At 37.1% G+C, this 13,264-nt stretch carries 12 protein-coding genes; 9 read left to right on the top strand and 3 right to left on the bottom strand.

Annotation, left to right across the window (positions count from 1 at the left end; genetic code table 11):
• Window positions 1–11: 11 nt before the first annotated feature.
• Together KSHG_RS01640 and KSHG_RS01635 are read right to left on the bottom strand one after the other, a co-directional pair.
• Window positions 12–1,049, bottom strand: coding sequence for a methyl-accepting chemotaxis protein (locus tag KSHG_RS01640; RefSeq protein WP_026022477.1), 1,038 nt, complete (start codon window positions 1,047–1,049; stop codon window positions 12–14).
• Complete coding sequence (locus tag KSHG_RS01635; RefSeq protein ID WP_026022476.1) at window positions 1,025–1,792, bottom strand: CHASE3 domain-containing protein; 768 nt, start codon at window positions 1,790–1,792, stop codon at window positions 1,025–1,027. The genes KSHG_RS01640 and KSHG_RS01635 overlap by 25 nt, the downstream gene beginning before the upstream one ends.
• Window positions 1,793–1,884: 92 nt before the next feature.
• Here KSHG_RS01635 and KSHG_RS01630 point away from each other — a divergent pair, with 92 nt between their 5' ends.
• The 5 genes from KSHG_RS01630 to KSHG_RS01610 all read left to right on the top strand — a co-directional run bounded on the left by KSHG_RS01630 (window position 1,885) and on the right by KSHG_RS01610 (window position 6,981).
• Window positions 1,885–2,109: a YozE family protein gene (locus tag KSHG_RS01630; protein WP_010300863.1), complete on the top strand. Its 225-nt coding sequence runs from the start codon at window positions 1,885–1,887 to the stop codon at window positions 2,107–2,109.
• An 81-nt stretch (window positions 2,110–2,190) separates the two neighbouring features.
• The gene (gene deoD / locus KSHG_RS01625; protein WP_010300860.1) at window positions 2,191–2,895 is read left to right on the top strand and encodes a purine-nucleoside phosphorylase; all 705 of its coding nucleotides are present in this window, start codon (window positions 2,191–2,193) and stop codon (window positions 2,893–2,895) included.
• A gap of 256 nt (window positions 2,896–3,151) precedes the next feature.
• On the top strand, window positions 3,152–4,630 hold the full coding sequence (locus KSHG_RS01620) for a lmo1851 family serine protease (protein ID WP_010300856.1): 1,479 nt from the start codon (window positions 3,152–3,154) through the stop codon (window positions 4,628–4,630).
• Between the two features lie 52 nt (window positions 4,631–4,682).
• Complete coding sequence (locus KSHG_RS01615; protein ID WP_010300854.1) at window positions 4,683–5,582, top strand: CobW family GTP-binding protein; 900 nt, start codon at window positions 4,683–4,685, stop codon at window positions 5,580–5,582.
• 334 nt (window positions 5,583–5,916) lie between these two features.
• The gene (locus KSHG_RS01610) at window positions 5,917–6,981 is read left to right on the top strand and encodes an undecaprenyldiphospho-muramoylpentapeptide beta-N-acetylglucosaminyltransferase (RefSeq protein WP_026022475.1); all 1,065 of its coding nucleotides are present in this window, start codon (window positions 5,917–5,919) and stop codon (window positions 6,979–6,981) included.
• A 119-nt stretch (window positions 6,982–7,100) separates the two neighbouring features.
• Here KSHG_RS01610 and KSHG_RS01605 read toward each other — a convergent pair whose 3' ends face one another.
• Window positions 7,101–7,646: a GNAT family N-acetyltransferase gene (locus tag KSHG_RS01605; RefSeq protein WP_010300850.1), complete on the bottom strand. Its 546-nt coding sequence runs from the start codon at window positions 7,644–7,646 to the stop codon at window positions 7,101–7,103.
• A 499-nt stretch (window positions 7,647–8,145) separates the two neighbouring features.
• Here KSHG_RS01605 and dapF point away from each other — a divergent pair, with 499 nt between their 5' ends.
• From dapF to KSHG_RS01585, 4 genes are read left to right on the top strand one after another with little or no spacing between them, the layout of a single operon-like run.
• Complete coding sequence (dapF, locus tag KSHG_RS01600; protein WP_010300849.1) at window positions 8,146–9,105, top strand: diaminopimelate epimerase; 960 nt, start codon at window positions 8,146–8,148, stop codon at window positions 9,103–9,105.
• Window positions 9,106–9,133: 28 nt separating this feature from the next.
• Window positions 9,134–11,164, top strand: coding sequence for a diguanylate cyclase domain-containing protein (locus KSHG_RS01595; protein ID WP_010300845.1), 2,031 nt, complete (start codon window positions 9,134–9,136; stop codon window positions 11,162–11,164).
• A 17-nt stretch (window positions 11,165–11,181) separates the two neighbouring features.
• Complete coding sequence (locus KSHG_RS01590; RefSeq protein ID WP_010300842.1) at window positions 11,182–11,844, top strand: response regulator transcription factor; 663 nt, start codon at window positions 11,182–11,184, stop codon at window positions 11,842–11,844.
• The gene (locus KSHG_RS01585) at window positions 11,841–13,250 is read left to right on the top strand and encodes a HAMP domain-containing sensor histidine kinase (RefSeq protein ID WP_010300839.1); all 1,410 of its coding nucleotides are present in this window, start codon (window positions 11,841–11,843) and stop codon (window positions 13,248–13,250) included. The genes KSHG_RS01590 and KSHG_RS01585 overlap by 4 nt, the downstream gene beginning before the upstream one ends.
• The last annotated feature ends 14 nt before the right edge of the window (window positions 13,251–13,264 follow it).

Raw genomic sequence — 13,264 nt, 5'->3', positions numbered from 1 at the left:
TGAAAAGTTCCTTATTTAATTTTAAACGTAGAGAGACGTGTTTGTAACTCTTTTGCCTCGGATGATAGCGTATCGATTCGGGTGAAAATTTGGTCGATGGATTGTGTACCGTCTTCTGTAGATTGTTTATTTTCAACTGCTTGTAAGGCATTTTCTTCAGCAATCATATTTACTTCAATGAATGAGTGTGTAACACCTTCACTAAATTGTTGTAATTCGTTTATTAAATGACTCATTGTTTCAATCGTTGCAACAGTTCGTTCGGCACGCGCAATAATCGTATCGAGGGAGCGCGTCGTATCGTTTGTTACACGGACCCCGTGAATGACAGATTGAACGCCATCTTGATTTTGTTGGATGATGAGCTTAATTTCTTCTTGAATGTGCTGGATCATATCGGTTACATTGTTCGCTGCCTCTTGTGAAGATTCGGCGAGTTTACGTACTTCTTCCGCAACGACGGAAAATCCTTTTCCTGCGTCACCGGCACGAGCGGCTTCAATAGATGCATTTAAGGCGAGCAAATTCGTTTGGTCAGCAATTTCTGTAATCGTGCCGATAATCGAGGTGATTTGCTTTGAACTATCGCTCAGCTTTTGGACGGTGTCCGTCGTATTTGAAATCGTTTCTTCAATATCCATCATACGATCCGCAGCATCTTGTACAGATTGGAATCCGATGTTTGCGGCTTCAATCATCGTTTCGGCCGTCCGTTTCATATCCGTCGTATTTTGTTGTAAATTAGTCGCAGCATAATGCATTTTATCTATTTTCTGTGCGGCAGAATTCATATGTGTAATCGTATTTTCGCTACTTTTCGAAATGGAACTTGACGATATCGCGATCGTTTGAATAATTTGTTGGCTCTGTTCGGCAGTTTGTTTTAAATGTTGTCCGTTTATAGAAACTGTGTCAGAAAGCGTATTGATTTGTTTAATTAAGTTAACGACCGAATCGATGAGCTGATTCGTATTATGACCAATATGCGCAAATTCATCTTGCGTCGTAATCGTTAAGCGTTTCGTTAAATCACCACCACTACCAGCCATCGTAATGAGCGTTTCATTAATTTTTTCGTATTTCGTCGAATCGAGCGGAATAAATAGCTACCCGCAATCGTGAGAAATAAAATTGCTGCGACTGTTAATAAAAAGAAAATATATTCGGTGAGCGTCGTACTTTTCTCGATTTTTCTTAATTTATCTGAACTAGTTTTATTCATATGTGTCGTCGTATAATCAATTTGTTGGTTAACTTTATCCATCGACTTTTCACCGATGCCGAGGCTGATCGTTTTTTGAGCGGCTTCGAAGCCATCTGTTTTTCGAATCGTACTTATTTGTTCGGCTGTATTCGCATATGTTTCGTAATATGCTACAATCGTTTCGAGATATTTTGTGTATGTATGGGATGTTTGAAACGTCTTTTGAAGCGCTGCTAAATTGTCTTCAAACGTTTCTTTTTGAGATTCATAGTTCGATAAATCGGTTGAATTACCGCTAATAATATAATTTTTATGAATAGATGATAGTTGAGCAAGATTACCTGATAGTTTATTCATATCCATTTGTGTTTTTAGTGTGACTTCGTTGAATGTGTTTAGCTCATCTTTTAATTGTTCTAAATTTCGATACGTTAAAGAGAGCATTGCGCAAAGTAGAATGATGATTCCGGCAAAAGCGCCGATGATTTTCCAACGGATGAGTTGGAATGGATGTCTTTTCATTTTTTTCGTTCGTTTCTTTTGAGGAGTCGCTTCCGTGTGTTTTTTCGATACGTTTACATTTGACATAAAATTCCTCCTTTACTATAAATTCAATTATAGTGGAGGACTTAAGACGTGTAAATCAATTTATAAGTCTTAAAGATTAGGTGGTGAATAAAATGAATGATAGTTTTTACTTATTTTCTTTGAAATTTCGTGGTTCTAAAGATTCTAAAGGAGCGTTTGCAGAAGCGATGTTTCACGATCATAGCTTTCCGAAAAGCGCTACGACATTCAGCGTGCTTTCTTCCTATATAGAAGACTTAGCAGATGATGAAATGAATGCAGTTACGTTCGATGAGTTGTGGGGTATGTATGAGGAGAAATATTTTTCTAATTATTAAAACAATTATTAATTGTCAGAGGTCAGACATTTTAGTACAATCAAATAGACTTAGTAAAATAATGAAATGAGGTAACGAGCAATGAGTATTCATATTAATGCAAAAGACGGCGAAATCGCTGATATCGTTTTATTACCAGGAGATCCATTACGTGCGAAATTTATCGCCGAAACATTTTTAGAAGACGTTGTACAATACAACGATGTCCGTAATATGTTCGGGTATACAGGTACGTATAAAGGACACCGTATTTCTGTACAAGGTACAGGTATGGGCGTTCCATCTATTTCAATTTATGCAACAGAGCTAATGAAAGATTACGGTTGTAAAAAATTAATTCGTGTTGGGACAGCAGGTGCTTTAAAACGTGACGTAAAAGTACGTGACGTCGTATTAGCACAAGGCGCAACTACGGACTCTAAAATGAATGAAATTCAGTTTGGTGGATTAGATTTCGCACCAATCGCTGATTTTAACTTATTATTAAAAGCGTATAATGCAGGAAAAGAAGCAGGACTCAACTTACGCGTAGGGAATGTTTATACAGCAGATTTATTCTATGGTGAAAAAAATCCAAATGAATTGTTAGCAGATTATGGTGTATTAGCAGTAGAAATGGAAACAGCAGCACTTTATACATTAGCAGCAAAATACGATGTACAAGCCCTTTCTGTTTTAACTATTTCAGATCATTTGATTACAGGCGAAGCGACAAGTTCTGAAGAACGTCAAACAACGTTTAAAGAAATGATGGTCGTTGCACTAGAAGCGGCTATTCAAGAATAGTTGTTATATAAAAAGTGTCTAACGATGTCGTAGCGACACGTTAGACACTTTTTTAATTTACAATTAAATAAGGAAATGGTTATATTTCGATGGAATGAAGAGCCGAATTACGTGAACATTCATCGTAAGAATGCTAAATGGCATATATTTTACATGTATTCAGAAAAAACTTTCCTACATTCCTTTCCGTCTCTCCTGAATACTGATAAAATAAAGGAAGTGTGCGAACGCTTGAAATGTGAAAGTGGTGAAAACATTGGACGAACAAAATTCGCAAAAAGAAAATCAGAAGCAAGAAGAGCTACAACCAGCGAAAAAATACATTCGCTTAAAACCGTTTACGCTTATTATGTTAATCATCGTACTGATTGTTGGAACATCGGGTATTACGATACTAGCTTTAACTTTCGGAGAAAAGAAAGTTGTGCAAGTACGTACGAACACACATCCACAGTTCCAAAAATTATTCGATGTTTACGATGAGTTAAGCACCAAATATTATAAAGAACTTGACGAAGATCAAATGGTTCAAGGTGCAATGACAGGTATGATGGGGGCGTTAGACGATCCTTATTCAACATACATGCCAAAAGCCGAAGCAGATGAGTTTAATGATCAAATTTCTTCAAGTTTTGAAGGTATTGGTGCTGAAATTCAAGAAAAAGACGGTCAAATTGTCGTCGTATCACCGATTAAAAATTCACCAGCTGAAAAAGCAGGATTGAAACCAAATGACATTGTGAAAACGGTAGATGGGAAATCAATCGTCGGCAAAACGGCTAACGAAGCAGTGAAATTAATTCGTGGTGAAAAAGGAACAGATGTGACGATTGAATTCCAACGTGGAAGTTCTAAAACGTTACATAAGTTAACTTTAACACGCGCTGAAATTCCTGTAGAAACAGTATATGCGTCAATGAATAAGCAAAAAATTGCCCATATCCAAATTACAAGTTTCTCTGATAATACGTATAAAGAATTGTTAGAAAAACTAGATGAGATGGAAAGTAAAGGAATGAAAGGCTTAGTGCTGGACGTTCGACAAAACCCTGGTGGACGTTTAGACATCGCCATTAACATTGCAAGCTTATTCGTGAAAACAGGCGAAACAGTTGTACAAGTAGAAAATCGCGATGGCGAAAAAGAGGTAGCAAATGCACAAGATGGTCGTAAAGTAACCGTTCCAACGACGGTATTAATCGATAGTGGTAGTGCGTCTGCTTCAGAAATTTTAGCAGCAGCGATGAGCGAGTCATCGAATGTGAAACTTGTCGGGGAAAAATCATTCGGTAAAGGGACTGTTCAAACGGTTGAAGATTTATCGGATGGAGCAACATTGAAATATACGATGGCTAAATGGTTAACACCAGACGGTAATTGGATTCACGAAAAAGGCATTCAACCGAATGTAAAAGTGAAATATCCATCGTATGCGAGTCTTCCATATTTAGATACGTCTAAAACATTTAAACAAGATGATATTTCAGATTCTGTGAAAGTAGCAGAAAAAATGTTGGATGCGCTTGGCTACGATGTCGGTAAAATCGATGGTCTTTACGATTATCAAATGACAACAGCCGTTCAAAAATTCCAAGCGGATCACGATTTAGAAGTGACAGGCGTATTAAAAGGAAATACAACGACTGAAATTATGACACAGTTACGTAATAAAATTAAAAAAGAAGATCCACAATTGAAAAAAGCTCAAAGTATTGTGGAAGCACAAATAAAATAATCGAAGGGGAGCTGCGAAAGTAGCTCTCTTTCATTTTTTGGAGGGAAATTAAATGAAGGATGTCTATTTATTAAGTGGTTTTTTAGGAAGCGGAAAAACGACTTTTTTAGCGAACTTTATTCATGAATTAAAAGAACGTAGTTTGAAACCAGCTGTTATTATGAATGAATTAGGTGCATTAAATTTTGATTCTCAAGCAGTAGAAGAAGGTGTGCCATTAAAAGAAATGTTAAATGGGTGTATTTGTTGTTCGGGTGCTGAGAAAACGGAAGCGCAAGTACAATCACTACTAGCGGAATCTGACTGGGACGTATTATTAATTGAAACGACGGGCGCAGCACATCCAGTCGAAGCGTTAGATGCGGTTTATTCGCCACTTTTTGCGAATGAATTAAACATTAAAGGTATCGTAACGATTGCGGATAGTAAACGTTGGTTACATCGTCAAGAAATGACGCCTCAAACGCGTTCACTTTTTTTAGAACAAATTCGCCATGCGCATTTAATTTTAGCGAATAAATCGGATTTATTAACGGAAGAACAAATGGCACAAGTAACGTATGAAATTCAAGGCTTTAATGAGCATGCACAAATTTTACAAACAGTGAACGCAAAAATTCCGTTTGCCTTTTTAGAAAAATTAGAAGCAACGGCTACAGGTGAAGTGAAAAAAGCAGATATTGGTCATCATCTACATTTAAGCTCACGTCTTCTTCATTTTGAAGAAGGAGAAATGTATTCAATGGAGCAAGTGGAAGATTGGGTACGCTCTTTACCGGAAACCGTTTATCGTATGAAGGGCTATGTGCCGATTGAAGGTATGAGTCATCCGATGTTATTCCAATACGCATATGGTTTAACACAGTGGATGCCTGAATATATGAAAATGGAACCGAATTTAGTCATTATCGGAGATCAAGTTGATCAAATTCCGTTGTTAGGTCGCGAATAAAGAAAAGAAATTTTCGAATAAAAATGACGTTGTTAGTTGGCAACGTCATTTTTTTGTTATGTACTTAATAATTTTTTCGTTAGCGATGATTGTATTTTAATCATTTTAAGAAAGGAGTAAGAAATGGAATTGTTCAAAGAGAAAGAAAGAGCGACCTAAATATAGGGAATTCGAAGGAATCGTAAAAAAAGCGGAAGAAATGCTTAGAATCATAAGATTATCGTACGATGTTATGCTACAATATATGGATGAATCAAACACATTTATGCACTGTTTTAGACTAATAAAACAGGTTTTTTTTATGAAGAGGAGCGTTTTACTATGAAAAAAGACAATTGTCTTTACGGGTGGCGGTACAGCAGGCCACGTATCATTAAACCAAGCAATTATTCCTTCATTCCTTGAAGCAGGTTATGAAGTTCATTATATCGGTTCAAAAGAAGGAATCGAAAAAGAAATTATTCCGCAAGCTTTCCCACAAATTGAATATCATGCTATTTCAAGCGGGAAACTACGTCGTTATTTTTCAACAAAAAACTTTTCGGATCCATTTCGTGTATTAGCAGGTATGGCTCAAGCAAGTGCACTACTTCGCAAATTAAAACCACAAATCGTTTTCTCAAAAGGTGGATTCGTTTCTGTACCGGTCGTTATGGCAGCTAAAATGGCAGGTATTCCTGTTGTTTCTCATGAGTCTGATGTGACGCCTGGTTTGGCGAATAAATTAGCTTTACCATTCGCTTCTCACATTTTCACCGTATTCAAAGAAACGTTAAAATACGTTCCATCAGAAAAATCAACATGTACAGGATCGGTTATCCGTCCAGCACTTTTCTCTGGGAACCGAGAATCTGGTTTGACAGCGTGCGGATTTACGAACGGTAAACCGACGATTATGATTATGGGTGGCTCACTTGGATCAAAATTTATTAACGATGCGGTTCGTGATAATATCGAAGAACTATTAACTACGTACAACATTATTCATCTTTGCGGTAAAGGGAATGTGGAACAATCATTTGAACGTTATGCGGGATACAAACAGTTTGATTACGTGACAACGGAATTACCTAATTTATTGTATGCATCTGATTATATTATTTCACGTGCAGGCTCGAACTCTATTTTCGAATTTTTAGCACTTGAAAAACCGATGTTATTGATTCCACTTTCAGCTGCACAATCACGTGGAGATCAAATCTTAAATGCGCGTCTATTTAAATCTCAAAAATTAGCACTCGTTTTAGAAGAAGAAGCTGTGAATAAACAAAGCTTTATGGATGCAGTGCATGAATTACGTGCGAAAGAACCTGAATTAAAAGCGGCGATGCAAGAAGCAGAAAAACCAAAACTTCCAGATGATATGATGGCTTTAATTTTACAATACGCAAAAAAATAATTGTCTAATACGTAAGCTTCTCCTCGGAGAAGCTTATTTTTTTGCACATAAAAGCAGCTCGCATCGATGATCGGATGGGAGCTGCTTTTAGGTCGGTATAATCTGACTTGGGGTATCCATTAAATGACTTGTTCCTCCTTAGTTTGTTGTGAAGCAAGGTATAAAAAGAAATTGTCTCGATCTACTTTAAATAACTCAAAAGGAATGTCTCCTTCATTTACTTGTGCGTATAAAGCAGGGTGAGAATGTTGTGCGTCGACAGCGTAACCTAGTTTTTGAACTGCGCGCTGTGATTGTTTATTAACTTTGCGAACCTTCATGAACACTGTTTGAAAGCCTAATTCGAAAAATAGCTCTTTGAAAAATGCAATTTTTGCTTTTTGATTGTATCCTTTACCTTGGTAAGGTTTACCAATCCAAGTGCCTAAAAATCCAGCACCTTGTGCAACATCGAATAGGGAAATGACTCCAATTGGACGTCCCCAATCGTCTGTGATTGTACGTGATACGGCATTGCCGTTTTCTTCATCGACAATCAATTGCCGTGTCATAAAAGCAAACTCTTCATAAGAAGTTGCTTTTTGGCGGACGAAGGGAAATACTTCAGGATGAACCATTAGCTCAAATAGTTCCGCAGTTTCGAATAATTCACGTTTTTTCAACATGAAAATCGCCTCCTTTAAGATGAATCAAGTCATCAGAAAAATTAAAATAAAAATTTTCAGGATGGGGATATGCTCCCTGTTTACTACCGCTGGAAGAGGTGTACCAATTTGCCTTCGAAATTCTATTTTATTGTAATTAAACTATACAAAAAAAATCTAAATTTGAAAAGTGTTTTTACGTTAAAAATAGATATTTTTTGTTTAACTAACAATATTGTGAATGAAAATAGAATTTAAGTAGATGCGTTTTTGGCATCATGTATTTATATACCCGTAAAAAACCTTAAATAGTCAGAAAAAATTATAAAATCAAAAAAATAAGTCTAAATATTCATAAAGTGGACATAAAGAACTAATGGTTCGATTTTTTGTCGAAAAGTTTCTTTTTTTATTTACTGAAAATTAAATATGAATTTGCTTCTTTCAGAAAATGTAACGGTTGTACGTTGAGCGGATAAAGATTATCATAATAATTATATATACTAGGGGGTAGCTAACGATGACAGAATTATTGAAAGTTCACGGTTCGGGGAATACATTTTATTTATATGAAACAACAGATGAAACATCAATGGATTGGGTTGAATTTGGTAAATGGCTATGCCGCTCAGAAAATGATGGTGGAGCAGATGGCTTACTGTTAGTTGCCCCTTCGAAAGATGCAATGGCAAAAATGCGTGTAATTAATGCAGACGGCTCTGAAGCATCAATGTGTGGAAATGGTTTACGATGTGTTGCACGATACGTATTAGAAAAAGAAAATTGCACGTCTTGTTACATTGAAACGATGAAAGCGACGTTGCTCGTAACGAAAGAAGAAGATTTAATACGTGATATTCCGACATATGCGGTAGAAATTGCACCGGTGTCGTTTGATTTACAATCACTTCCAATGAATTTCAATGCACAACAAACATTAATTGATGAAAGAATTCCATCTTTTTCAGAAAATATTCGCTTTACAGCGGTATCAGTACCAAATCCACATTTGATTGGTCTCGTATCTAAATCGTATATCGAAGATCCAACACATCAAGAAATGCTTTCAACGATGTTAAATGGAGAAAATGATTATACGCCAGATGGAGTGAACGTGAGTTATATGCTACCAGTAGGCGAGCAAGAAATTTACGTTCGTACGTTTGAGCGAGGTGTTGGTTTTACGAATGCATGCGGTACGGCGATGACAGCTTCTGCACTTGTTGCGACGTTATTACATATCGTAGAAGAGGGGACAGTGACCGTTTACAACCCAGGTGGCTTCGTGAAATGTGAAGTTCAGAACAATCAAGGTGATGTATCGCTTCGCTTGATCGGCAATGCAACATTTGTTAAAAGCTATGCGTTTCATAGCGAGGAAGGGCAGTGGGCACTTCAACAATTAACGACGACAGACGAACAAGCGAAATATGAAAAATTAACGCAATATGTGAAAGAAAAATTAGCGATTTTAGCGTAATGGTACGGAGTAGAAAGAAGGAAAATTAATGGATGAACGATTGTTGGTACAACAGATGATCACCCTATATGAATACTGCGAAGACTATGTGTTTTTCATGAAGCGTATCGCACCATTTTCGTATGAATATGTTTATGTGAATAAAGCAGCTGAACAGCTATTTGATGAATTGCCGATTCAAAAAGAATTAGGTAAAACGAATATTAGTCAAAGTGTAATTGACAGCATCCGATCAAATTATGAAGAAGCATACAAACGAAATAAACAAGTCATCTATCGTGATTTTTATTTATTCGGAAAGCATAATCATACGAATGAAACGACTGTTTGGCCCGTTCATAGTGACGGAGATACGTATTTACTCGTTATGTCTAAAAGTATCTCGAAGCGCAAAGAGATTGAAGAAGAACAGCATTTTTTAGCGGCACTTTTTGCTAATCAAGAAAATGCAATGCTCGTCGTCGCAGAAAATCGTCAAATTTTAAAAGCGAATCAACAATTTTATACGTTACCTGAAGTTAGTAACGAAAATGTGGAAGGTCAATACATGAACGTAGCATTTACGTGTTGTAAAAAACTGTACGCACAAATTATTGAGAAGTTAACGAAGATTTTTGAAGGTAGTCGAAAAGAAACGTTGAAATTAACATCGGATTTTTCAGATGAAAATTATTCACTTATTTTTTCGCCGATTTATGTAGAAGAAAAAATTATTGCTACTTCATTAGAATGGTTGCCACATACAAACCCTCGCTATTTAGAAGAAACGCTCAAAAAAACGAATCATGAATTAGAAAGTTATCGACAAGCACTCGCTTCGGCTACGAATTTTTGTATTACAGATGCGGAAGGTGTTATTGAATTTGTGAGTGATGGATACGAAAAAATCACGGGATATTCGAATGAAGAACTAATTGGCAGTACGAATCGAATTTTAAATTCAAGACAACATCCAAAATCTTTTTACAAAGATTTATGGGATACGGTGAAGAGTGGTCATTTATGGAGTGGTGAAATTTGTAATCGTACGAAAAAGGGAAGTTATTACTGGGCCCATACGTCGATCGTTCCTATATTAAATGCCTATAATGAAATCGAAAACTTTGTATCGCTCTGTATTGATGTGACAGACCGTCACAGATTAGTAGCGAATTTACGAAGTGTTGAGAAAACATTTAAACTCATTACAGAAAATACGAATGACTTTATTACGATTGTGAATGAAGACGGTATTATTTTGTATGTGTCACCGAACCATGAAAAACGTCTCGGTTATCGAGAGGAACAATTGGTTGGACGCTTTTATACCGATTTATTAACAGAAGAAAGCAACGCCATTTTCCAACATGAGTTCGTTAAAGTACGTAACCGAACAGAGGACGTCTCAATTGAATTGCAATTGCAAACAGTTAAAGGTGAGACACTTTGGACCGATGCATACATTACAGGTGTACAAGATTCGGACCGGGAGTCGATTTATCAGTTTGTGATGATTGCAAGAGAAATTACAGATCGAAAACAAAAAGAAGAAGAATTACGATTTCTAGCGTATCACGATGCATTGACGTTGCTTCCGAATCGGCGTTTCCTTACGTTGCAATACAATTCACTTGAGAGAGATGCATTTCAAAATAACAGTTCGATTGTCGTTATGTATATTGATGGGGATAACTTTAAGGCGATCAATGATCAATTTGGTCATGACGTTGGAGATATTTTCATACGTGAATTTGGGAAAGCATTGAAGAGTAGCGTAAGAGATAGCGATATCGTTTGTCGTATTGGTGGTGATGAATTTGTGATCGTCTTAACGAAGATGTCGCTAGACGTATCGATTCGTCAAAACCAAGTACTACGCACGATTGAACGCATTCAAGCTATTTTACGTAAAGGTTGGACGATTGCGGGACATCATTTTTCACCGACTTCTTCCATTGGTATTTCGATGCTACCGGATAATGGGAAACATGTTGGTCTGTTGCTCGAAAAAGCAGATGAAGCATTGTACTATGCAAAAAATGAACAAGGAAAAGATTCCTATCATTTTGCAACAAAATAAAATAGGGAGGTAGCGACGTGCATTCTATATTGCTTGTAGAAGATGAGAAAAGTATTGCTCGTTTCGTTCAACTAGAATTAGAACATGAAGGCTATGAAGTGGTCGTATGCCATGATGGACGAGATGGGCTAGCAAAAGCACAAAAACGTTCATTTGATGTGTTGTTATTGGACGTTATGCTCCCTGGTTTAAATGGGATTGAGATTTGTCGACGTATTCGCGGACAATCTTCAGTCCCTATTCTTTTAATTACTGCTAGAGATGCGGTAATGGACCGCGTGGCAGGATTAGACGCGGGAGCCGATGATTATTTAGTAAAACCGTTTGCAATTGAGGAGTTACTTGCAAGAATTCGCGTACAATTGCGCAAAAAGGTAGACATAGAAACAAATACGTCTACGATTCAAATAAAAAATGTGAAAATTGATGAAGATGCTTTTATTACGTACGTAGATAATAAAGCACTTACATTGACGAAAACAGAATTTGATTTACTTCATACGCTCATGCGCTCAAAAAATAAAGTGTGTACACGCGATTATATTTTACAAACTGTTTGGGGCTTCGATACAGAAGTAGAGACGAATGTTGTCGATGTGTACATTCGCCATTTACGTGGAAAATTACCTGCTAGTTTTATTGAGACGGTTCGTGGCGTCGGATATGTGGTGAGAGGATGAAAACACTCAGAAAACGTTGGAACGGTTTGTCTTTACGTAAAAAATGGGCACTTGCGACAGCTTCTGTTCTGTTTATTAGTTTCGCACTCGTTTGTACGATTGTGTACATTTCTTTGCACAGTTGGTTATTAAATGAAGAAAAGCAATCCGTTAATCGGTCGATGGAAGACTTGACCGCATATTTTGAAAATGCAGGGAGTGGCTTATCTTTAGACGATCTACGTCATAACAAAGGATTGATGAATTCCATTATCGATAAGAAACAAACTGTTAGAATTTTAAATGAAGATGGGGTAGAATTGGTTCGTATAAACGATACTGTTGCAGAAGTTCCAGCGTTACCTGAAACGATGGATCACTTGCCTTACGTCGTGGAGGAAAGTAAAGTTGGGAATACGACTTGCTTTGTTGCAACCGGCCCAATTCAGCTAGGGCACTTCCAAGGGTATATTCAATTAACGCAACCGCTTAGTTCATTAAATGCATTAATGCGTTATATGTTGACGGCAATGTTACTAATGGGTGTTGTCGCACTCATCGCTTCATGGTTTGTTGGAGCTATTTTATCGTCTGTATTACTACAGCCTATTCAGCGACTTTCAAAAAATATGACGCGTGTCGCTGCGACAAAATTTGAAGAACCTATTCAAATAGAAGCAACGACTCATGATGAAGTGGGTAATCTTATCAACGTGTATAAAGAAATGATGCAAGAGTTGGAAAATGCATTCGTACAGCAACAACGCTTTATTGCGGATGCAAGCCATGAGTTAAGAACACCAATTCAAGTATTGGAGGGGCATCTCTCTCTTTTAAATCGATGGGGGAAAGATGACCGGGCAATCCTGGAAGAATCGTTAGCGATTTCAGAAGCGGAAGTTCAAAAAATGAAACAATTAATTGAAGAGTTGCTTGCACTCGCACGTCGTGAAAAAAAAGATGATCGTGATTTTGTTATTGTTGTGGAACAGGTAGAAGACGTCGTTCATGAAATGACGACAATTGTAGACGAGGCACAAATGAACGTGCACTATGACGAATCAGTTGTAGATGTTCGGGCAGCCATCTCAAGTAATGCATTGCGTCAAATTTTAAACAATTTAATACAAAATGCGGTACGATACAACTCTTCTATACCTATCATTAATATTTACTTGACAAACGATTCCAACAACTTCACAATCGTAATCGAGGATAATGGGATTGGAATGTCCCAACAATCTTTAGAACATATATTTGAACGGTTTTATCGCGTTGATAAAGCACGTTCGCGCGAGCATGGCGGTACGGGTTTAGGACTTAGTATCGTGATGATGCTTGTGGACCGATATGATGGCAAATTGACAGTTTCAAGTGAAGAAGAAATTGGTACAAGATTCACGCTTCATTTACCGCTATACGAATAATTACAAGAATTAAG

The organism is Kurthia senegalensis, from assembly GCF_000285595.1.
Lineage (GTDB): Bacteria > Bacillota > Bacilli > Bacillales_A > Planococcaceae > Kurthia > Kurthia senegalensis.
The sequence above is the reverse complement of the archived record's forward strand: the minus strand, read 5'-3'. Positions and strand labels throughout refer to the sequence as shown.